19 protein-coding genes are annotated in these 20,991 nt (G+C 71.9%); 7 read left to right on the top strand and 12 right to left on the bottom strand.

From position 1 onward, the window contains the following. Positions 1-201 precede the first annotated feature (201 nt). Both ACIP4Z_RS05935 and ACIP4Z_RS05930 read left to right on the top strand, forming a co-directional pair. The gene (locus ACIP4Z_RS05935) at positions 202-396 is read left to right on the top strand and encodes a hypothetical protein (protein WP_401305391.1); all 195 of its coding nucleotides are present in this window, start codon (positions 202-204) and stop codon (positions 394-396) included. Between the two features lie 173 nt (positions 397-569). Further along, on the top strand, positions 570-1,472 hold the full coding sequence (locus ACIP4Z_RS05930; RefSeq protein ID WP_401305389.1) for an LLM class flavin-dependent oxidoreductase: 903 nt from the start codon (positions 570-572) through the stop codon (positions 1,470-1,472). Between the two features lie 32 nt (positions 1,473-1,504). Here the strand turns inward: ACIP4Z_RS05930 and ACIP4Z_RS05925 are convergent, their stop codons facing one another. From ACIP4Z_RS05925 to ACIP4Z_RS05910, 4 genes are all read right to left on the bottom strand, one after another. Continuing rightward, positions 1,505-2,455, bottom strand: coding sequence for a MerR family transcriptional regulator (locus tag ACIP4Z_RS05925; protein WP_391158902.1), 951 nt, complete (start codon positions 2,453-2,455; stop codon positions 1,505-1,507). Positions 2,456-2,483: 28 nt separating this feature from the next. Continuing rightward, the gene (locus ACIP4Z_RS05920) at positions 2,484-3,377 is read right to left on the bottom strand and encodes a metal-dependent hydrolase (protein ID WP_391042111.1); all 894 of its coding nucleotides are present in this window, start codon (positions 3,375-3,377) and stop codon (positions 2,484-2,486) included. Between the two features lie 132 nt (positions 3,378-3,509). Further along, complete coding sequence (locus ACIP4Z_RS05915; protein WP_401305998.1) at positions 3,510-5,327, bottom strand: SDR family oxidoreductase; 1,818 nt, start codon at positions 5,325-5,327, stop codon at positions 3,510-3,512. Between the two features lie 98 nt (positions 5,328-5,425). Beyond that, positions 5,426-6,355, bottom strand: a complete 930-nt coding sequence (locus tag ACIP4Z_RS05910) for a M24 family metallopeptidase (protein ID WP_401305386.1) — start codon at positions 6,353-6,355, stop codon at positions 5,426-5,428. 226 nt (positions 6,356-6,581) lie between these two features. Here ACIP4Z_RS05910 and ACIP4Z_RS05905 point away from each other — a divergent pair, with 226 nt between their 5' ends. The 5 genes from ACIP4Z_RS05905 to ACIP4Z_RS05885 all read left to right on the top strand — a co-directional run bounded on the left by ACIP4Z_RS05905 (position 6,582) and on the right by ACIP4Z_RS05885 (position 11,223). Then, positions 6,582-7,700 (top strand): ABC transporter ATP-binding protein, encoded by a 1,119-nt coding sequence (locus tag ACIP4Z_RS05905; RefSeq protein WP_401305996.1) that lies wholly within the window; start codon positions 6,582-6,584, stop codon positions 7,698-7,700. A gap of 4 nt (positions 7,701-7,704) precedes the next feature. After that, positions 7,705-8,628 carry an ABC-2 transporter permease gene (locus tag ACIP4Z_RS05900; RefSeq protein WP_355336761.1) on the top strand — a complete coding sequence of 308 codons (924 nt, stop codon included), beginning with the start codon at positions 7,705-7,707 and terminating at the stop codon, positions 8,626-8,628. Further along, positions 8,625-9,542, top strand: coding sequence for an ABC transporter ATP-binding protein (locus ACIP4Z_RS05895; RefSeq protein WP_401305384.1), 918 nt, complete (start codon positions 8,625-8,627; stop codon positions 9,540-9,542). Before ACIP4Z_RS05900 ends, ACIP4Z_RS05895 begins: the two co-directional genes overlap by 4 nt. Before the next feature lie 82 nt (positions 9,543-9,624). Continuing rightward, positions 9,625-10,344, top strand: coding sequence for an ABC transporter permease subunit (locus ACIP4Z_RS05890; RefSeq protein WP_355336760.1), 720 nt, complete (start codon positions 9,625-9,627; stop codon positions 10,342-10,344). 198 nt (positions 10,345-10,542) lie between these two features. Further along, complete coding sequence (locus ACIP4Z_RS05885; protein ID WP_391158912.1) at positions 10,543-11,223, top strand: rhomboid-like protein; 681 nt, start codon at positions 10,543-10,545, stop codon at positions 11,221-11,223. A gap of 61 nt (positions 11,224-11,284) precedes the next feature. Here the strand turns inward: ACIP4Z_RS05885 and ACIP4Z_RS05880 are convergent, their stop codons facing one another. The 8 genes from ACIP4Z_RS05880 to ACIP4Z_RS05845 all read right to left on the bottom strand — a co-directional run bounded on the left by ACIP4Z_RS05880 (position 11,285) and on the right by ACIP4Z_RS05845 (position 20,964). Further along, complete coding sequence (locus ACIP4Z_RS05880; protein ID WP_401305382.1) at positions 11,285-12,136, bottom strand: HAD family hydrolase; 852 nt, start codon at positions 12,134-12,136, stop codon at positions 11,285-11,287. Positions 12,137-12,252: 116 nt separating this feature from the next. Further along, the gene (gene serS, locus ACIP4Z_RS05875; protein WP_355336600.1) at positions 12,253-13,539 is read right to left on the bottom strand and encodes a serine--tRNA ligase; all 1,287 of its coding nucleotides are present in this window, start codon (positions 13,537-13,539) and stop codon (positions 12,253-12,255) included. A 602-nt stretch (positions 13,540-14,141) separates the two neighbouring features. Further along, positions 14,142-15,071, bottom strand: coding sequence for a prephenate dehydratase (gene pheA, locus ACIP4Z_RS05870; protein ID WP_355336599.1), 930 nt, complete (start codon positions 15,069-15,071; stop codon positions 14,142-14,144). 79 nt (positions 15,072-15,150) lie between these two features. Further along, positions 15,151-16,497 carry an iron uptake transporter deferrochelatase/peroxidase subunit gene (efeB, locus tag ACIP4Z_RS05865; protein ID WP_401305993.1) on the bottom strand — a complete coding sequence of 449 codons (1,347 nt, stop codon included), beginning with the start codon at positions 16,495-16,497 and terminating at the stop codon, positions 15,151-15,153. Between the two features lie 23 nt (positions 16,498-16,520). Next, a complete protein-coding gene (locus tag ACIP4Z_RS05860; RefSeq protein ID WP_401305379.1) occupies positions 16,521-18,563 on the bottom strand; it encodes a copper resistance CopC/CopD family protein in 2,043 nt (680 codons plus the stop codon). Positions 18,564-18,631: 68 nt separating this feature from the next. Then, positions 18,632-19,168: a copper chaperone PCu(A)C gene (locus ACIP4Z_RS05855; protein ID WP_401305377.1), complete on the bottom strand. Its 537-nt coding sequence runs from the start codon at positions 19,166-19,168 to the stop codon at positions 18,632-18,634. Then, the gene (locus ACIP4Z_RS05850; protein WP_401305375.1) at positions 19,165-19,929 is read right to left on the bottom strand and encodes an SCO family protein; all 765 of its coding nucleotides are present in this window, start codon (positions 19,927-19,929) and stop codon (positions 19,165-19,167) included. The genes ACIP4Z_RS05855 and ACIP4Z_RS05850 overlap by 4 nt, the downstream gene beginning before the upstream one ends. Before the next feature lie 285 nt (positions 19,930-20,214). Further along, entirely contained in the window at positions 20,215-20,964 is a 750-nt protein-coding gene (locus tag ACIP4Z_RS05845) for a YcnI family protein (RefSeq protein WP_401305373.1), read from the bottom strand. Positions 20,965-20,991: the final 27 nt, after the last annotated feature.

Here is a 20,991-nt window from a genome sequence, read left to right as displayed (position 1 = left end):
CCTCCCGAGGAGGGCTGCCCGCCACTGCGTAGAGGCGCGCCACTTCGGCCAGAAGCCGCCCCGCCAGGTCCTCCGTCCCCGGTAATCGGGTTCCGCCCACACACGCCTCCGGAAAACTCGGCTCACCGCAGTTGACCAGACTATTAGCGCTTCCCGCCCACCCTCGCGCGTTGCCGGAAACCCGCCGTGGACCGGAGAAAGATGCCTCCGCCCAACGACCACCCGGAGGCAGCCGTGCACTCGTCCCTGATCCCCCTGATCGCCGTCCTCACCGGCGCCGCCCACGCCACGACCATCGCGATCGCCGCACTCACCTCGCTGGGCGCCCGCACCCCGCACCGCCGCCGCGACGCACGCAAGACCCTTCGCTTGCTGCTCCGGATACCCCGCCGGTAGCGGCGGGTCGGCGCTCCCGAGGGAAGAGGCTCGCGGCCGCCGAGGCCACTGGATACGACGACATGCCCAGAGGCCGTCGGGCAGCGACGAGTAGCAGACCCGCCCTGCCAAGTGCTCCGCTACGAGGCACGCGGGAGGGTCGGGTGGCTCCGGCCAGCCGTAAGCTCCCGAGCATGAGCTTGCGTTTGAGTGTTGTGATTTTGCCGATCTACCGTTGGGCCGCCGAGGGGCGGGAGGTGTGGCGGCGGGCCGAGGACCTGGGGTTCGGGACCGCCTATACGTATGACCATCTGTCCTGGCGGAGCTTCCGGGACAAGCCGTGGTACGGCGCGGTGCCGACGCTGACCGCCGCCGCCGCGGTCACCGGCCGGATGCGCCTGGGCACCCTGGTGACGTCGCCGAATTTCCGGCACCCGGTCACGCTCGCCAAGGACTTGATGACGCTCGACGACGTGAGCGAGGGGCGGGTGACGCTGGGGATCGGCGCCGGGGGGAGCGGGTTCGACGCGACGGCGCTGGGGCAGGAGCCGTGGTCGCCGCGGGAGCGGGCGGACCGGTTCGGGGAGTTCGTACGGCTGCTGGACCGGCTGTTGACGAACGGCCAGGTGTCGTACGAGGGGGAGTTCTACTCGGCGCACGAGGCGCGGACGATTCCGGGGTGCGTGCAGCGGCCGAGGATTCCGTTCGCGGTGGCGGCGACGGGACCGCGGGGGATGCGGCTGGCCGCGCGGTACGGGCAGGCGTGGGTGACGACGGGGGACCCGGCGCTGTACGAGACGGGGACGCCGGAGGAGTCGCTGGCGGCGGTACGCGGGCAGGTGGAACGGCTGGGCGCGGCGTGCGCGCAGGCCGGGCGGGACGTGCTGAAGGTGCCGAAGGTGATGCTGACCGGCTTCACCCCTGACCAGGGGCGCCCGCTGGAGTCGGTGGACGCCTTCGTGGACTTCGCCGGCCGCCACGCGGAGGCTGGAATCGACGAGATGGTCATCCACTGGCCCATCCCCGACAGCGACTTCGACACCGACCCCGCCGCCTTCGAGCGGATCGCCCTGGAGGCCCCCGCCCAACTGGCCTGATCCGCGCGCCGGGTGGTCAGTGTGCAAGGTCGTCAGCGCGCCGGGTCGTCGGGGCGCCGGTCGGTCAGGGCGTCCATGCGGCGGGCCGCGATCTCCCGGTCGGCGGCGGCCGTCACGAACTCCGGTACGTGATCGGGCCCGACCAGCTCCCGGACCGCGGCGACCGTGGCCGCCGGGAGGGGCACCGGGACGTGCGAGGGCGGCTCGGCGGCCGGGCGCGGCGGCGGCGCGGGGAGCACGGCGTCGCCGAGGTGACGGCGTACGTGCTCGGTGGCGAGCATCCGCATGGCGCGTGCCAGCTCCGCGTCCACGGTCTGCTGGGCCAGCGGGCGCAGCCGCCGGACCAGGGCCGCCGCCTCCTCGGCCTCCTCGTCGGTCGGCGGGTGGCGCAGGAACCGCTCGAAGACGTACTCCGTGGTGAACTCCAGGAACCGCTCCGAGATGTGCTCGACCTGGACCCGCAGCTCCCGCAGATGGCCGGTGATCGCGGGCAGCGGCACACCGGCGGCGTGCAGCTCCGCGGCGACCGCCAGCTCCTGGGGGCTCGGTACGAGGAATTCCTCGTCGCTGCCCGGCACCGGCTCCAGGATGCCCAGTTGCAGGCCCTCCTCGACGGCCGTCAGATCCGCCGTCCCGCCGAACGCCTCGATCAGCTCGGCCAGGCTGATGCGCGCGGGCGTCTCGTCCGACCACGGCCGGTCCACCTCCCCGACCAGGCCGAGCACTCCGCCGAGGCCGGTGCCCGCGTCCCACGCCGCCAGCAGCTCCTTGATGCTGGCCAGCGTGTAGCCGCGCTCCAGGAGATCGGCGATCTGCCGTAGCCGGGCCAGATGCGTGTCGTCGTACACATTGGCCCGGCCGCGGCGCTCCGGCTTCGGGAGCAGCCCGCGGTCGGTGTAGGCGCGGATCGTACGGACCGTCGTCCCGCTCAGATGGGACAGGTCCTCGATCCGGTACGCGCGCTGCTCGGCGGCGGTGGTCACGCCCACACTCCTCCGTACTCCTCGGTGGTCAGGAGGCCGCGGTGCGGCCCGCCGGTCTTTCGCTGGCCCTGGCCGCGGGGGACATGGCCAGATACTCGACGGCCTTGCTCAGCGACCCCTCCTGTGACGGATGGTACGACCGGCGCAGGTACCTGGGCATCGCCCCGTTGAGCGCGGCCCAGGACGGCAGCAGGCCGCGGCGGGCGGCGGCGCGGTGGTTCCTGAACAGGTACTTGCCCTTGACCAGCCCCGGGTCGTGCCGCATCAGGTAGCGGGCCCCGACCACCCACAGATAGAACAGCGTCGGCCACGCGAACGCCATGCCCTCCGCGCGCCGCAGATACCGCCCCGCGCCGCCCCCGCCGACGTGCTGGTACATGTCGAACGCGACCGCCCGGTGCTCGACCTCCTCCGCGCCGTGCCAGCGCAGCAGGTCCAGCATCACCTCGTCGGTGTCCACCTCGTCCAGCGCGTCGGCGTCCAGGATCCAGTCGCCGAGGACGGCGGTGAAGTGCTCGATCGCCGCGATCAGCGACAGCCGGAACCGCAGCCACTCGCGCCGGGTGACCGGCGCGCCCCACGGCGGCTTCTCGCCGAGCAGCACGTCGAACATCCACTCCACGTGCTTGGTGTAGCCGCTGGTGTCGAGATTCTGCTCGGCCAGGTGCTCCAGTACATACGCGTGCTGCACGCTGTGGGTGGCCTCCTGGCCCATGAACCCCTTGACGTCCTTGAGCAGTTGCTCGTCGCTGACGTAGGGGAGCGCCTCCTTGAACACCTTCACGAACCACCGCTCCCCCGCGGGCAGCAGCAGATGCAGCACATTGATGACGTGCGTCGCGGTCGGCTCGCCCGGAATCCAGTGCAGAGGGGTCTGCTTCCAGTCGAACGTGACCCGGCGCGGCTTGATCGCGTAACTCATGGCGGTGCGTCCTCCTTCGGAGAAGATCGGCGGTGTCGGCGTGGGGATCGGTGTCGGTGTCGAGGCCGGTGTGGGGATCGGTGTGGGGATCAGTGCTGCCGGCCCGGTGCCGGTGGTGAGCCGGCGGCGGGGCTACAGCGGCGGGTCCACGCGGGCCAGCGCCCGCAGCGTCTTGGGGGAGAGCCGGGACAGCAGCCGCGCCCCGCGGGCCTCCGGCGTGACCGGGACGACCGCGGAGTCGCGCTCCACCGCCCGGACGATCGCGCGGGCGACCTTCTCCGGCGGGTAGTTGCGCAGCCCGTAGAGCCGGGCGGACCGCGCCCTGCGCCGCTCCTGCTCCTCCTCGCCGACCCCCGCGAACCGCGCGCTGCGGGTGATGGGCGTGTTGACCAGCCCCGGGCAGATCGCGCTCACCCCGATGCCGTGCGGCGCCAACTCCGCCCGCAGGCACTCGCTGAGCATCAGCACCGCCGCCTTCGACGTGCTGTACGCGGGCAGGGAGCGGGACGGCTGGAAGGCGGCGGCCGACGCGGTGTTGACGATGTGACCGCCCTGGCCGCGCTCCACCATCTGCCGGCCGAACAGGCGGCAGCCGTGGATGACGCCCCACAGATTGACGTCGAGCACCTGCTTCCAGTCCTCGGGTGTGGTGTCGAGGAAGGCGCCCGCCAGACCGATCCCCGCGTTGTTCACCACCACGTCGGGGACGCCGTGGAGGCCGGCCGTGCGCTCGGCCAGTTCCTCCATCGCCTCGGCGTCCGACACGTCGACGGTCTCGGGCCACGCGTCGGGCGCGCCGATCAGCCGGGCCAACTCGGCGGTTCTGGCGGCGCCTTCCGCGTCCCGGTCCACCGCGACGATCCGCGCGCCCGCCTCCGCGAAGGCGAAGGCGGTGGCCCGGCCGATGCCGCTGGCCGCGCCGGTGACCAGCACCAGTTGGCCGCCGAACCGCTCCTTGGCACCGGTCTCCGCCTTCCCGAGCACCGTCCCGCCCGCCCCGGTGACGGTCGAGGTCGCGGCCGGGACGGCGGGGCCGCCGTACTCGTGCGCCGTGACGAACTCGCCGATCCAGCGCGACAGTTGCTCGGGCCGCGAGCGCGGCACCCAGTGCTTGGCGGCCACGGTGCGCCGGGTCAGCCGGGGCACCCACTGCTCCAGGTCGTCGTAGAGCCGCTGCGACAGGAAGGCGTCGCCGGTCGGCGTGATGAGCTGCACGGGGACATGGGCGTACGCGTCGGTGCGCGGACTGCCCAGCCTGCGGCGGACGTTGTCCCGGTACAGCCAGGCGCCGTGCGCCGCGTCCTCGGGGAGCGAGGCGGTCGGGTAGCCGTCGGACGGCAGCTTCTCGGCGCGGGAGAGCAGCTTGGGCCACTGCTTGCCGAGCGCTCCGCGCCAGGCCAGCTCCGGCAGCACGGGGGTGTGCAGCGCGTACACGTACCAGGACTTGGCCCCCTGGCCGACCACTTGGGCGACCCGGCGCGGGGTGGGGCGGCGCACCCGGCGCTTGATCCAGTGGCCGAAGTGGTCGAGCGACGGGCCCGAGATCGAGGTGAAGGAGGAGATCCGGCCCTCGGTCCCGCCGACCGTGACGAATTCCCAGCCCTGCACCGAACCCCAGTCGTGCCCGACCAGGTGCACCGGGCGGTCCGGGCTGACCGCGTCCGCCACCGCCAGGAAGTCCTCGGTGAGCTTCTCCAGCGTGAAGCCGCCCTTGAGCCGCGCCGGGGCGCTCGACCTGCCGTGCCCGCGCACGTCGTAGAGCACCACGTGGAAGCGGTCGGCGAGCAGGCCGGCCACCTCCGACCACACCTCTTTGCTGTCCGGGTAGCCGTGCACCAGCACCACCGTCGGCAGCGCCGCGTCCCCGTACTCGGCGACGCACAGCCGTACGCCGCCGCCCCCGGTCACGAACCTCTCCCGCGCCGCCGCGTCGGCCGCCCCGTCCCGCACCTCCCCGTCCCGTACCGCTTCGCCCGGGCTCTCGCCGCCGCCCTCGCCCGGACCCGCGCCCTCGTCCCGGTCGTCCCGCTCTTCCCACTGGTCCCGCGTCACGCCGCCACCCCCGTCCCCGTCCCCGAACCCGATTCCGTGCCCGTCCCCATCCGTGACCTCGACATCGATCCCGTCCTCGTGTCCGCGTCCGTCTCCCGCCAGCGCCTGACGTGCGGCAGGTCGTCGTCCAGCCAGTAGGCGTCGGTCTCCGTGACCACGAGGATCTCCTCGAACTTCGCGCCGGTGCCGCGGAATCCCACATGTGGCTCCACCGCCCACAGACCGGGGTATGGGGGGTGGTCGGACATGCGGCGCGGACTCCACAGCGGTGACCAGCCCTCGCGGTGTCCGTGCAGGGCGTCGGAGGCCAGCCCCTTCAGGCTCCGCGTGCCGAATCCGGCGATCCGCGGCGACCAGCGGCGCTCGCGCACCCGGTCGACCTTGTGGGCGATCACGCCGAAGGGATACGCGCGATGCCGGTTGGCGTACCCCTGCCTGACCATCAGCCGGTCGACGTCCTGGTAGACGGTGCGCAGCGGGCGCCGCTCGCGCACCCCGCGCAGGATCAGCTCGCGGTGCTCGCGCAGATCCGCCATCAGCCGTTCCTGCACCGGATTGGGGCCGAGCGAACCGGAGTAGCCGACGTCGGCGGTACAGCCCGCGTATACAGGGGCCAGGTCGAGGATGAACGGCATGCCGGGTTCGAGCCGCCGCCCGGTCGGGAAGAACTGGAGCGGCACCTTGAAGCCGGTGAAGGCCGTACGGTCGCCGAACCAGGCGAAGGGCAGATGGAACCAGTCGCGGACCCCGCGCTCCCGCGCCCACACCCGCATCGCGTGCGCCGCGTCCCGCTCGGTCATCCCCGGCCGCAGCTCCGCCGCGACCGCCTCCGCGCACGCGTACGCCAGCCGCTGCACCTCACGGAACCCGTCGAGCCCGTCGACCTCACGGAACCCGTCGCGCCCGCCGTCCCACCCCTCGCCCATGGCCGCTCACCCCAGACCCCGCGCCGACATTCGAAAGCTGACAGCAATCAATGTGACATCGGCTCGTGGCAAGGTCAAGAGCCCCGCGACCCCCTGTGGATAACTCCCAGAAACCCCCCGACCCCTACGGGTGGTCAGCCCGCAGGAGTACCCCGATCGCGGCGGATCCGATCCTCGGGACGGACGCGGGACTGTCTCGCCCGCCACTACGGTCGGACACGTGACTGTGATCGCTACCGAAAGCCTGAGCAAGCGGTACCCGAGGGTGACCGCTCTTGACCGGCTGACCGTCGACATCACCCCCGGTGTGACCGGGCTGGTGGGTGCCAACGGCGCCGGGAAATCGACCCTGATCAAGATCCTGCTGGGACTGTCCCCGGCGACCGAGGGTCGTGCCGCCGTGCTCGGACTCGACGTGGCCACCAACGGCGCCGAGATCCGCGGCCTCGTCGGCTACATGCCCGAGCACGACTGCCTGCCGCCCGACGTCTCGGCGACCGAATTCGTCGTCCACATGGCCCGGATGTCGGGGCTGCCGCCGACCGCCGCGCGCGAGCGGACCGCCGACACGCTGCGCCACGTCGGCCTCTACGAGGAGCGGTACCGCCCGATGGGCGGCTACTCGACGGGCATGAAGCAGCGCGTCAAGCTCGCGCAGGCGCTGGTCCACGACCCGCAGCTCGTCCTGCTCGACGAGCCGACCAACGGCCTCGACCCGGCGGGCCGCGACGAGATGCTGGGCCTGATCCGCCGCGTGCACACCGACTTCGGCATCTCGGTGCTGGTCACCTCGCACCTGCTCGGCGAGCTGGAGCGCACCAGCGACCACATCGTCGTCATCGACGGCGGCACACTGCTGCGCGCCTCCTCCACCAGCGACTTCACGCAGGCCACGGCGTCGCTCGCGGTCGAGGTCACCGACCGTGAGAAGGAGCTGCTGGCCGCGCTGACCGGCGCCGGGCTCACCGCCCAGACCAAGGGCCACCTGCTGCACGTCGACATAGCGGACGACGCGACGTACGACACCGTCCGCGACGCCGTCGCCGCTCTCGGGGTCGGCCTGGTGCGCATGGAGCAGCGCCGCCACCGCATCGCCGAGCTGTTCACGGACGACGAGGACCTGACGTACGACGACCCGGACGACCCCGACCGCCCGGACCCCGACCCCCCGCACGACCCCGGGGGCACGAGCACCCCGCACGACCCCGGCACCCGGCCCGACAAGAGCACTTCGCACGACAAGAGCACTTCGCACGACACGAGCACCCCGCCCGGCAAGAGCACCCCGAACACCCCGGACACCGCGACCCTGACCAAGGAAGGAGAAGGCCGTGACGCAGCCTGACACGGTGACGCCCGGCACGCCGAACCCCGGCCCCCCGGGCACCGGCACCGCCCCCGACGTCATCCACAACATCGGTTACCGCAAGTACACCGGCCCGCGCCTCGGCCGCGCCTACGCCCGGCGCTCCCTCTTCAGCCAGAGCCTGCGCGGCGCGTACGGCCTCGGCCGCAGCGCGAAGTCCAAGGTGCTGCCGATGATCCTGCTCGCCGCGATGTGCGCGCCCGCGCTGATCATGGTGGCGGTCGCGATCTTCACCAACATGACGAAGCTGCCGGTCGACTACACCCGTTACGCGGTGATCCTCCAGGCGGTCATCACCCTCTTCGTCGCCTCGCAGGCCCCGCAGTCGGTCTCCCGCGACCTGCGGTTCAAGACCACGCCGCTGTACTTCTCGCGGCCCATCGAGCGCGTCGACTACGTGGCCGCCAAATACGCGGCGCTCGCCACGGCGCTGTTTCTGCTGACCGCGCTGCCCCTGCTCATCCTCTACATCGGCGCGCTGCTGGCGAAGCTCAGCTTCGGCACCCAGACCGCCGGGTTCGCGAAGGGTCTGGTGTCCGTACTCCTGCTGTCGCTGCTCTTCGCGGGCATCGCGCTCGTCATCGCCGCGATCACCCCGCGCCGCGGTTTCGGCGTCGCCGCGATCATCGCGGTGTTCGTCATCACCTACGGCGCGGTCTCCAGCGTCCAGGGCGTCGCCTCCGTGCAGGAGAACTACGAGGTGATCGGGTGGCTCGGCCTCTTCTCGCCGATCACGCTGATCGACGGCTTCCAGACCTGGTTCCTCGGCGCGAGCTCGGCCTTCCCGCACGCCTCGGGACCGCCGGACGCGCTGGCCGGCATCGTCTACCTCCTGGCCGTCCTCACCATCATCACCGGCAGCTTCGGCCTCCTGATGCGCCGCTACCAGAAGGTCGGTCTCTCGTGACGACGATCAGCATCGACAACGTCTCGCGCTGGTTCGGCAACGTGGTGGCGGTCAACGACATCACCATGACGATCGGCCCCGGTGTCACCGGCCTGCTCGGCCCCAACGGCGCCGGAAAATCCACCCTCATCAACATGATGGCGGGCTTCCTGGCCCCTTCCACCGGCGCCGTCACCCTCGACGGGACGCCCATCTGGCGCAATGAGCAGTCGTACCGCGAGATCGGCATCGTGCCCGAGCGCGAGGCGATGTACGACTTCCTCACCGCCCGCGAGTTCGTGGTCGCCAACGCGGAGCTGCACGGCCTGCCCGACCCGGACGCCGCCGCCCGGCGGGCGCTCGCCACGGTCGAGATGGAGTACGCCCAGGACCGGCAGATCGACACGTACAGCAAGGGCATGCGGCAGCGCGCCAAGATGGCGTCCGCGCTGGTCCACGACCCGTCGGTGCTGCTGCTCGACGAGCCGTTCAACGGCATGGACCCCCGGCAGCGGCTGCACCTGATGGAGCTGCTGCGGCGGATGGGCACCGAGGGCAGGACCGTCCTGTTCTCCTCGCACATCCTGGAGGAGGTCGAGCAGCTCGCCCACCACATCGAGGTCGTGGTGGCGGGGCGCCACGCGGCCTCCGGCGACTTCCGCAAGATCCGCCGCCTGATGACCGACCGCCCGCACCGCTATCTCGTACGGTCGAGCGACGACCGGCTGCTCGCGTCCGTGCTGATCGCGCACGCGTCCACCGCCGCGATCGAGCTGGACTGGTCGGAGAAGGCGCTGCGCGTCCAGGCCATCGACTTCGCCGGATTCACCGAATTCCTGCCCCGGATCGCCCGCGACCACGGCATCCGGCTCTTCACCGTCTCGCCGTCCGACGAGTCCCTGGAGAGCGTCTTCTCCTACCTGGTCACGGCATAAGGAGCCGACACAGATGTCCGCCACACAGACCCCCGCGCCGCCGAGCGGCAGGGCCGCGGCCCCCGCCCGCTCAGGGCCCGCCGTGTTCCACCCCACCGTGGCCCGGCTCACCTACCGCGCGCTGCTCGGCCGCCGCCGCGCCCTGCTGCTCTTCGCGCTGCCGATGCTGCTGCTGATCATCTCCGTCGCGGTCCGCGCGCTGACCGGCGCGGACGACTCCACCGCCAACGACATCCTCCAGGGCTTCGCGCTCAGCGCGATGGTCCCGCTGGTCGGCGTCATCGCCGGCACCGGCGCCATCGGCCCGGAGATCGACGACGGCGCGATCGTCTACCTGCTGGCCAAGCCGATCAGACGGTCCACGATCGTGTCCACCAAGCTCATCGTGGCGATAGGCGTGGTCGCCGCCTTCTCCGCCATCCCCACCCTGCTCGCCGGATTCATCCTCAACGGCAACGGGCAGAACGTCGCGGTCGCCTTTGGGGTCGCCGCCGCCGTCGCGTCCGTCGCCTACGCGGCGATCTTCCTGATGCTCGGCGTCCTCACCCGGCACGCGGTGATCGTCGGCCTGGTCTACGCCCTGGTCTGGGAGTCCGTCATCGGCAATGTGGTGCCGGGCGCCAGGACCCTCAGCGTCCAGCAGTGGTCGCTCGCGGTCGCGCAGAAGCTGGGCCACGGCGGCATCGTCAGCTCCGACGTCGGTCTGCCGACCGCGATCGTGCTGCTCGCGGTGGTCACCGTCGGCACCACCTGGTTCGCCGGACACAAGCTGCGCACCCTCAAGCTCGCGGGTGAGGAGTAGGGACCGGGGTACGTCACCCGCAGGGAAGGGACCGGGGCCGAGGCACCCGCTGGGAAGGGACCGGGGCCGAGGCACCCACAGGGAAAAGACCACCCGCGGGAACGGGAACACGGTGTGACGGCGGCGCAAGCTGTGAATGCGGTGTCAATGGAAGGGAGCGAGTCGCAGCCCGGCTGTGATCGGTGAAGACTGGTCGCGATGGCCCCGGCTCACGAGTCCTCCACCGCCGCCCGCGAGCGCCGCCGCGTCACCCCGAGTGACGCGCGGCGCTTCGCCGCGCAGTGGATACGTGCCTCGCCCGGCACCCACATCTGGCTGCTGATCCTGATCATCACCAGCGGCATCGTCGCCGTCGTGTCGCCGCACGTCCGCTCGTATCTGCTGCACCACGTCAGCACCAACCTGGTCCAGCTGCGGCAGCACCCGCTGCGGGTGCTGTTCGCCAGCGCCCTGTGGATAGAGACGCCCTCGGGCCTCGTCCTCTACTTCTTCCTCTTCGAGCTGATCCACGCCCCGGCCGAACGCTGGCTCGGCACCTGGCGCTGGCTGGTCGTCGTCGCGACCGCGCACATCGGCGCGACGCTCGTCAGCGAGAAGGCCGTCATGTTCGGCATCAGGGACCAGCGGCTGCCGCGCTCCCTCGCGCACACCGTGGACATCGGGGTCAGCTACGGCCTCGCGGGCATCGTCGGCGTCCTCACGTATCTGGTGCCGCGCCCCTGGCGCTGGGGATATCTCCTCGGCGTGCTGGGCTTCTTCGGCTATCCGCTGCTCGGCGACGCGACCTACACCGACCTCGGCCACTTCACGGCCGCGCTGATCGGCCTGAGCTGTTACGCGATCACGCCGCCGGGGCGCGCCCGCGAGAAGACCGCCTGAGCGCCGCGACCCCGCCCCGACCCCGCCCCGACCCGGCCTCCAGCACACCCGGGCGGGCCGTTCAGAACGGCCCGAAGAGCCGTTCCAGCACCACCGCGATGCCGTCCTCGTCGTTCGACAGCGTCACCTCGTCGGCGACCCGCCGCAGCTCCGGATGGGCGTTGGCCATCGCCACGCCGTACCCCGCCCAGGCGAACATCGGCAGGTCGTTGGGCATGTCACCGAAGGCGATCGTCTCGGCGGCCGTCACGCCGAGCCGCCGCGCGGCCAGCGAGAGCCCGGTCGCCTTGGTGAGGCCGAGCGGCAGCAGCTCCACGATGCCCTCGCCCGCCATCGTCACGCCCACCAGGTCACCGGCCACCTCGCGGGCGGCCCGCGCCAGACCGTCGTCCCCCAGCTCCGGGTGCTGTATGTACAGCTTGTTGATGGGCGCGGACCACAGCTCGGCCGGGTCCGACATGAGGATGACCGGCAGCTCGGGGTTGTACCGGTACCCCTCGCCGATCAGGACGTCGCCGGCCAGGCCGTCGCGGCTGGCCGCGAGGAACAGCGGGCCCACCTCGGCCTCGATCTTGGCCAGCGCGAGCCCGGCGAGCTGCCGGTCGAGGGTGACCGAGGTCAGCAGCCGGTGCGCGCCCGCGTCGTAGAGCTGCGCGCCCTGGCCGCAGACCGCCAGGCCCTCGTAACCGAGGTCGTCCAGTACGTGCCGGGTCCACGGCACCGAGCGGCCGGTGACGATGATGTGCACCGCGCCCGCCGCCACCGTCGCGGCGAGCGCGTCCCTCGTCACCCGCGAGACGGTGTTGTCGCCGCGCAGCAGCGTCCCGTCCAGGTCGGTGGCGACCATCCGGTACGGAAGCCGCGCCGCGTCGGTCGCGTCGGCGGCCGGGGCCCTGTGCGCGGCCCTGTCCATGGCTCTGTCCGCGGCTCCGGTGACGGTACCGGCTTCGGCGCCAGTCACGGCTTCGGCTCTGTCCGCGGCCCCCGCACCCGGTCCTGTACCGGCGAGGGCCCCGGCCTCCGACTCGCTCACTTGGCGCTGGACGTGACGGGCTCCAGCAACTCCCGGCCGCCCAGGTACGGCCGCAGCACTTCCGGCACCCGTACGGAACCGTCCGCGAGCTGGTGGTTCTCCAAGATCGCCACGATCGTCCGCGGCACCGCGCACAGCGTGCCGTTCAGCGTGGCCAGCGGCCGGGTGCCCTTCTCGTCACGCAGCCGGATCGACAGGCGGCGGGACTGGTACTCGGTCGTGTTCGACGTCGAGGTCAGCTCGCGGTACTTGCCCTGCGTCGGGATCCACGCCTCGCAGTCGAACTTCCGCGACGCCGAGGAGCCCAGGTCGCCCGAGGCCAGCTCGATCACCTGGAACGGCAGCTCGAGCGCGGACAGCCACTGCTTCTCCCAGGCCAGCAGCCGCTGGTGCTCGGCCTCCGCGTCCTCCGGCGTGGTGTAGACGAACATCTCCACCTTGTCGAACTGGTGGACGCGGATGATGCCGCGGGTGTCCTTGCCGTACGAGCCCGCCTCGCGCCGGTAGCAGGGCGAGAAACCGGCGTAGCGCAGCGGCAGCTTGCCCGCGTCGATGATCTCGTCCATGTGGTACGCGGCGAGCGGGACCTCGGAGGTGCCGACCAGGTACAGGTCGTCCTTCTCCAGGTAGTAGACGTCGTCCTCGACCTGGCCGAGGTAACCGGTGCCCGCCATCGCGGACGGCTTGACCAGGGTCGGGGTCAGGACGGGCGTGAAACCGGCGGCGGTGGCCTGCGCGACGGCCGCGTTGACCAGGGCCAGTTCGAGCAGGGCGCCGACACCGGTCAGGTAGTAGAAGCGCGAGCCGGACACCTTGGCACCGCGGTCGACGTCGATGGCGCCGAGCAGTTCGCCCAGCTCCAGGTGGTCCTTGGGGGTGAAGCCCTCGGCTGCGAAGTCGCGCGGCGCGCCGTGCTGTTCGAGGACGACGAAGTCCTCCTCGCCGCCGATCGGCGCGTCCGGGTGGACGAGGTTGCCGAGCTGGAGCAGGAGCCGCTGGGCCTCTTCCGCCGCCTCGTGCTGCTCGGCGTCCGCGGCCTTGACGGCGGCCGACAGCTCGCCGGTCCGCTTGAGCAGCTCGGCCTTCTCCTCGCCCTGCGCCTTCGGGATCAGCTTGCCGAGCTGCTTCTGCTCGGCGCGCAGCTCGTCGAAGCGGGTACTGGACGACCTGCGCCGCTCGTCGGCGGAGAGGAGGGAGTCGACGAGCGCGACGTCCTCTCCACGGGCGCGCTGCGAGGCGCGCACACGGTCGGGGTCCTCACGAAGCAGACGAAGGTCAATCACGCGACCAGGTTACCGGGGAGCGGGCATCGGCCGCGACAACTTACGGACTTTATGGTGTCCTTTGTCCGCTTCGGGGGTAAAGCGAGGAAATTCCGTAAAGGGGAGAAAGGGGGGACGGTCAACCAAATTCGCCGCGTCCCTCCCCCGGGTCATCGCGCCTGTGGAGAACCGGAGTTGATCATCGCCGCCGGGGCTCCGGCGGGGCCTTCGTGGGCCTCTCGGGGGTCGTCCGGCCGAAAGTTATCCACAGGCTGCTGGGGATTTCCATTCTTTGTCCACAGGGTGTGGGGAAGATCTGTGGAGAAGGAGGGAGATCTTTCGGCCGGGCTCGATGCTCGGCTATGGATTCCCCCTTCAAACCCGTTCCACACTCACTTTCGAGTGAGAAGTGTTCCCTCGGGAGAGTTGGTCGGGGGAATTGGGGTGACGAGGGGTGACCTGCCCCGCTGTGGACAGCGATGGTGTCTGTGTACAGATTTGTCGACTAGGTCGGGTTGCTGTGTCGACATGTCCCCAGTTACCCACAGGCTGCGCTCGAAGCCTGTGGATAACTTTTCCCCACGGTGGAAGAACACGCTCTGCCCGGTTCAGGGCCGCCCGCCTCAGGCCCGCCCGTCCAGCGCCCGGTTCAGCCAGTCCGCCGCGTCCGTGAACTCCGAGTCCGTCGTTCCCCGGGCCACCCGCACCTCGACCTCGTCGGCCCGGGGGTACGAACCGAGGAAGCGGACGTTCAGGCAGCGGCGGCGCAGCCCCATCAGCGTCTCGCCGACCCGGCGGTCCGTGAGGTGACCCTCGGCGTCCACCGAGAAGCAGTACTGACCGAGGCCGCGACCGGTCGGCCGGGACTCGATCCGCATCAGGTTCACCCCGCGGATCGCGAACTCCTGGAGGAGTTCGAGCAGCGCGCCGGGGTGGTCGTCGCGCAGCCAGAACACCGCCGACGTCTTGTCCGCGCCGGTCGGCGCCGCCAGCCGCGCCGGACGCCCGACGAGCACGAAGCGCGTCGTCGCGTTCTGCGCGTCGCGGATGTCGGTGGCCAGCGGTTCGAGACCGTACGTCGGCGCCGCGAACTCGCCCGCGAAGGCGCCGTCGAAGCGGCCCTCCTGCACCAGCCGCGCGCCGTCCGCGTTCGACGCGGCCGACTCCCACACCGCGTCGGGCAGATTGCCCGACAGCCAGTTGCGCACCTGAGACTGCGCGGCCGGGTGCCCGGTCACCGTCTTCACGTCGGACAGCGCGGTGCCCGGCCTGACCAGCAGCGCGAAGGCGATCGGCAGCAGCACCTCGCGGTAGATCATCAGCGGGTCGCCGAACGCCAGCTCGTCGAGCGTGGCGGTGATGCCGCCCTCGACGGAGTTCTCGATCGGGACCAGCGCACCGCCCGCCTCGCCGTTGCGCACCGCGTCGAGCGCCGCGGGCACCGACACCATCGGTACCAGCTCGCGCGTGGCGGCCTCGGGCAGCAGCCGCAGCGCGGCCTCGGTGAACGTGCCTTCGGGACCCAGATAGGTATAACGGCTCGCTGGCGACATGCGTTCAGCCTAATGGCCCGCACCGACCCGGAATGCCGGTCTGTTCATCAGCCCGGAACACCGCCACCAGATCGTGCGATCACCCTTCGAGTAGCCGCTGACCCACGTATTCTCCGGGCCCGCAGCCGCCCGGCACCGCGAAGAGTCCGCTCGCCTCGTGCCGCAGGAAGCGCGAGAGGCCGTCGCCGCCGTCCAGCTTGCGCTGCACCGGCACGAAACCCTTGAGCGGATCGGCCTGCCAGGCCACGAAGAGCAGCCCGGCGTCCGGAGTCCCGTCCGTCCCGATGCCGTCGTGGTACGAGAACGCCCGCCGAAGCATGGCGGCGCCGCCGTTGGAGGCCGGGGCCGCGACCCGGACGTGCGCGTCGCCCGCGATGGCCAGGGCGCCGTCCGCGCCGACCTTCGCCAGGTCGACCGGTGTGGTCTCGGTGCCGCCCGACAGCGGCGCCCCATCCGACTTGCGGCGCCCGATCACCTTCTCCTGCCGGGCCACCGACAGATGGTCCCAGGAGTCCAGCAGCATCCGGATGCGGCGGACGACGGCGTACGAACCGCCCGCCATCCAGGCCGGGGAGCCGGAGTCGGCGGAGCCGCCCGCCGGTACGAAGATCCGCTGATCGAAATCGGCGTCGGTCGGCTTCGGATTGTTGGTCCCGTCGATCTGGCCCATCAGATTGCGCCCGGTCATCGGGTGCGCGGTCGCGCCCGGTGTCCGGTTGAACCCGTTCATCTGCCAGCGCACCCCGGCGGTGTCCCGCGCCGCCTTCTGGAGCACGCGCAGCGCGTGGAAGGCGACCAGCGCGTCGTCCGCGCCGATCTGCACCCACAGATCGCCGTTGCTCCGCTTCGGGTCGAGGGCGTCGCCCGCGAAGTCCGGCAGCGGTGCCAGCGCTCCGGGCAACCGCCCGGTCAGCCCCGTACGGCCGAAGAAGCTCCGGCCGAAACCGAAGGTGACCGTCAGCGAGGACGGCCCGGCGTCGTACGCGATCTGATCGTCGTACGACGAGGACAGCGCGTCCCGGCCCCCCGGCGAGGTGCCGCTCCGCGTCCCCGACTGTGTTCCGGGTCGCGTCATCGTCGTTCCCGGTCGCGTCATCGTCCGTACCGCGTCCGACCAGCGGCGCAGCAGCGCGGCGGCGGCCTTGCGGTCCGCGCCCGGTACCAGGTCGAAGGCGACGAGGTGGCCGACGGCCTGCGCGGGCCCGACGATTCCGGCCTGCCGCGCGCCCTCGAAGGGGACGTACGCGGAACCGACCGTGTTCAGCGCGACCGGTTCGTCCCGCACGGCCCGCGCGACGCCCGCACCGGCACCGCCGCCGACGACCAGTCCGGCCGCGCCCGCGGCCCCGGCCGTACCGAGCAGCCGCCGCCTGCTGAGCCCGGCGGGGGCCGCGTCCTCGGTCCGCACGGACTCCGCGGGCTTCACGTCTTCCGCCGACTCGGATGACTTCACGGGTTGACCTGCATGTTCCTCGTCTCCGTCACTTCGTCGATGTCCGAGGTGCGGACGGTGACGGCCACCTGCCAGGCGCCCGGCAGCGGCAGTTGGACGCCCGCCGCGGTCCAGTGGCCCACCGTCAGGTGCTGCAAGGGGACGTCGATGGGGCCGATCTTCTTGGCCGGCAGCGTGAACTGGAGGCGCACCTCCGGCACGTCCACCGAGCTTCCGGCGGGCGTGCTGAGGAAGAGGTGGACCTCGTTGGCGCCCGACCGGGCGGGGGAGACCGTCAGGCCCGCCGTGCCCTTGCCGTGGGGACCGCCGGTGTCGTACGGGATGGACAGGACGACCTCGGTCGGGGCCGTCGCGTTCCCGCCGCCGGTCGCCGCGGGCGGCGCCTTGAGGTCCTTCTGCTCCTCCGCGGCCCGGCCCGGCTGCGAGCCGGTCAGCATCGTGGTGACGGTCAGCAGGACGACGGCGATGCCGACCTCTATCAGGACCGAACGCCGGAGCCGGTTGCGCGCGGGATCCGCGTCGCGCACCTTCTTCGCCTTCGCCGAGTCCCGCGCGTCCTGCTGCCGCCGCAACTGCGCGGCCCGCGCCGGGTCCTCGGAGCCGGACCCCGTACCCGCCCCGGCGGAATCCGAACCCGAACCCGAGCCCGTACCGGAGCCCTTGCCCCTGGCGGAACCCGTACCGGACCCGGTACCGGACCCCGTACCCGACGCCGTACCGGCGGACGCGGCGGCCGGAGCCCCCACCGCGGACGCCACCGCCTCCGTCCGCGCCACCGGCGTCACCCCCAGCTCCCGCGTCCAGCGCCGCGAGAACCAGGCCACGCCGACCAGCGCGCACACCAGCCAGATCTTGATGAAGAGCAGCTGCCCGTAGTGGGTGTCGAAGAAGGCCGCCCAACTGCCCATCTGCCGCCACGCCTGGTACGTGCCGGTGCCGATCAGGGTCGTCACGGCGGTGAGCGCGATGAGGGAGAAGCGGCGCACGGCGTACGGCTCGACCGTACCGGCGGTGGAGCGGGCGAACAGCGCGGTCAGCAGGGTGATGAGCCCGCCCAGCCAGACCGCCATGGACAGCAGGTGGACGATGTCGACCGGCATCGCGACCTGCCGCTGGATGCCGACGGAGGCGTGCTCGGCCATCGCCCAGGTTGCGGCGATGCCGATCGCGACGACCGTGCCGCCGATGCCCAGACCCCAGGCCAGGTCGGCGCGTTCCTCCGGGTCCTCGCGCTTGGCGTAGCTGCCGAAGAGCACGGCGAGGAAGACGGCCGCCGCCGCGAGCAGCAGCAGCCGGGAGACGAGCGCCGCGCCCGGCCGGGTCTCCAGCACCGCGCGCATCACATCGGGGTCGACCGCGTCGCCGAGCCCGGTGCCGTTGGCGTACGGGCCGCGCAGCATCAGCAGCGCGATGGTGGCCGCGACCAGCGTCGCCCAGCCGCCCGCCGCGATCCGCCGCATGGGACGCAGCAGGGCGCCGCGCGGCCAGCACACGGACAGGAACACCGCGCTGCCGACCAGCAGCGCGAAACCGGCGTAGGCGAAGTAGCGGGCGATCCCGTAGAGCGTGGACGCCGCGCCGCCGCCCGCCGCCGCCGCGCCCGACAGGTCGACGCTGGTCTTGGAGGCCGCGCCGACCGAGAAGGTGAACGCCCCGGCCACCGGGTGGCTGTCCTGCGACACCGCCTTCCACGCCACGGTGTACGTGCCGTTGCCGATGCCCGGCCGCAGCCCGACGGTGGCCGTGGACCCGGAGTCCTTGCCGCTGTCGTGCTGCGGCTTGCCGACCGCCACGTCCTTGCCCTGCGGGTCGAGCACGCGCAGCGAGTCCGCCGACAGCAGCACGCCCTCCGAGAAGGTGAGCACCACGCGCTGCGGCGCGCTCTGCACGACCGAGCCGTCGGCCGGGTCGGTACGGAGCAGCGCCGCGTGCGCGGACGCGGGCGCAGCGACGCCGAGCAGCAGCGCGAGCAGCCCGCCGAGGCAGGCCGCGAGCGCCGCCAGCCGCCGCCCGCCGGTCTGGCGACGTGGTGGCCTCAAACGTGGCAACCGGGCGTTCTTCTTCGCTGCGGGCGCTGTGCGCGCTGGCGTCGCTGGGTTCACTGCGGTCAGCCCTTCGGGTCCGGGCGGTACGTCGTCGCCTCGACGGGCACGGTGACCGTGACCGTGGCGGGCGTGGCATGGGCGAAGTGGAGTCGCAGGGTGACTGTTTCACCGACCCGCGGCTTGTGGGTGAGGTTCTCCAGCATCATGTGGTCGCCCCCGGTGCCGAGGGTGAGGGTGCCGCCCGCCGGTACGGTCAGGGCCGTCACCTGGCGCATGGTGGTGCCGGTCGTGCTGTGCAGGGTGACGTGCGCGGCCAGCGGTGTGCTGACCGAGGTGAGTTCGGCGTCCCCGCCCCCGGCGTTGGCGACGGTGACGTACGCGGCGGCCTCGTCGGTCAGCAGCGGCTGCGGTATGTACCCGCCGCTCACCGACACTTTGCCGGACCCGCTGCCCGACCCTTTGCCGGACGCGCTGCCGGACGCCTTGTCTGACCCCGCGCCGGACCCGGACGATCCGTCGCTCAGCGCGACGCCCGCGCCGGTCGCCAGCGCCACCGCCGCGACACCGGCGACGGCGCCCAGCAGCGCGCGCCGCCTCACGGCGCCTCGCTCCTGACGATCTTCGGCAGGTCGGCCGCGAACTGCCCGGCCGTCGTCCCCGACATGTAGAGGACGTGCGCCTTGTCGTCCTTGGGCCAGAAGGCCAGCACCTCGGCGCCGTGCGTGACGGTGACGCTGCCGTCCTTCTCCTTGACCGGCGGGTCGATGCCGACGCCGACCGAGCGGGCCGCGGCCTGGATGGCGTCGAACTTACCGGTCAGTCCGATGAAGGACTTGTCCATCGCGCCGAGCCACGCCGTCAGCCGCGCAGGGGTGTCGCGCTCCGGGTCGGTGCTGACGAAGACGACCCGCAGCGCGTCCTGGTCGGCCTTCGGCAGCTTCGCCTTGGCCAGCGCCAGGTCGCTCATGGTCGTCGGGCAGACGTCGGGGCAGTGCGTGTAGCCGAAGAAGAGCAGCATCGGGTGGCCCGCGGTCTCCTTCACCAGGTCGTACGGCTTGCCCTGGTTGTCGGTCAGCACGAGCGCGGGCTTCGTGAACGGCGTGTCGAGCAGCGTGCCCGCCTTCTGCGGCGCTTCGGCGGACACCGCCGCCACATTGGCGTTCGCCGACGAGTCGCCGGAGCCGCCGCAGCCGGACAGCAGCAGCGCCCCCGCGACGGCGAGCACGGCGGCCCCGGTCACGGCGGTGGTACGGGCACGGGTGCGGGTGCGCGTACGGGTCGTGCCGGTCGTGCCGGACGTGCCGGACGTGCCGGTCGTGCGCGGGGAAGCGGTCGTGCGGGTGGAGCGGGTGGTGCGCATGAAGGTGATGCCCCTTCAGTGGACGGGTGGTGCCGGGCGGCCACGGCTCGCGTGGCCGCCCAGCGGGCTGTTCGGGTCGAACGGGACCGCGAGCGGTCCGGTGGATCCGGTGGAGCAGGTGCTTCAGGTGCTTCAGGTGCTTCAGGTGAATCCGGCGATCCGGCCGACACCGGTCGAGCGAGGACCGGCGTCGGCCGTCAGCCGGACCAGCCGTCGGTCGGACCAGCCGTCGGCCGGACCAGCCGTCGGCCGGAGCCGTCGGCCGGAGCCGTCAGGCGTCCGGCGTCAGGCCGACGGGTTGCGGCGGCGACCGGCGAAGACGCCGTAGCCGATCCCGATCGCGCCGACCACGATTCCGGCGACGCCCAGCGCACGGGCGGTCCCGTCGCTCGTGTCGGACGAGGCCGCCTGCGTACCGGCGGACGAGCCGCCGGACTTGGCGTCGGCGGCCGGGGTCGCCGTCACGCTCGGCGTGGCCGAGGCGCCGTCGGAGGCCGCCGCCACTGTCAGCTTCAGGGTCGGCGCCGGGTGCTGCGGCTCGGCCTGGCCCTCCTTCGGCACGTCGATCCAGCGCACGATGTCACCGTTGTCGTACGTCTGGAGCGTCTTGAAGACCAGCGCGTCGGTGGTGGCGGGCAGCGGCCCGAACGACACCGGGAACTGCTGGAACTGGCCCGGCGCGATCTTCCCGCCGCTCCACGTGATCTTCGTGACCGCCTCGTCGATGGTGCCGTCGTCCGACTTCAGCGGGGTCGCCAGCTTCGACTTCGTCACCTGCGCCGTCCAGCCGGGCACCGGCTGGATCGAGACCGAGGCGACCGGGTGGTCGGTGGGCAGATTGACCTCGACCTTCGTCGTGGACGCGCTGTCCTCCTCGTTCGGCACTTTGAAGGCGACCGTGCTGTAACTGCCCTGGGCCGCGCTGTTCGGCGTCACCGTGACATGCGCGAAGGCGGGCACGGCGGCCAGCAGGACGGTGGCACCGGCGAGGGCGGCGATGGTCGCGGCACGGCCGCGCATACGTGAGCTGCTCATTACGAGGGTGCTCCAGTTCTCCACAGG

It is taken from the genome of Streptomyces sp. NPDC088910 (assembly GCF_044749865.1).
GTDB lineage: Bacteria > Actinomycetota > Actinomycetes > Streptomycetales > Streptomycetaceae > Actinacidiphila.
Note: the sequence above shows the minus strand (reverse complement) of the source record. Positions and strands in the feature narration are given on the sequence as shown.

Excerpts from the sequence above, each read along its gene's own strand:
- ACIP4Z_RS05935 (WP_401305391.1), top strand. The coding sequence starts at position 202 with ATGCCTCCGCCCAACGACCACCCGGAGGCAGCCGTGCACTCGTCCCTG.
- ACIP4Z_RS05930 (WP_401305389.1), top strand. The coding sequence starts at position 570 with ATGAGCTTGCGTTTGAGTGTTGTGATTTTGCCGATCTACCGTTGGGCC.
- ACIP4Z_RS05920 (WP_391042111.1), bottom strand. The coding sequence starts at position 3,377 with ATGAGTTACGCGATCAAGCCGCGCCGGGTCACGTTCGACTGGAAGCAG.
- ACIP4Z_RS05910 (WP_401305386.1), bottom strand. The coding sequence starts at position 6,355 with ATGGGCGAGGGGTGGGACGGCGGGCGCGACGGGTTCCGTGAGGTCGAC.
- ACIP4Z_RS05885 (WP_391158912.1), top strand. The coding sequence starts at position 10,543 with ATGGCCCCGGCTCACGAGTCCTCCACCGCCGCCCGCGAGCGCCGCCGC.
- ACIP4Z_RS05880 (WP_401305382.1), bottom strand. The coding sequence starts at position 12,136 with ATGGACAGGGCCGCGCACAGGGCCCCGGCCGCCGACGCGACCGACGCG.
- pheA (WP_355336599.1), bottom strand. The coding sequence starts at position 15,071 with ATGTCGCCAGCGAGCCGTTATACCTATCTGGGTCCCGAAGGCACGTTC.
- ACIP4Z_RS05850 (WP_401305375.1), bottom strand. The coding sequence starts at position 19,929 with ATGCGCACCACCCGCTCCACCCGCACGACCGCTTCCCCGCGCACGACC.
- ACIP4Z_RS05845 (WP_401305373.1), bottom strand. The coding sequence starts at position 20,964 with ATGAGCAGCTCACGTATGCGCGGCCGTGCCGCGACCATCGCCGCCCTC.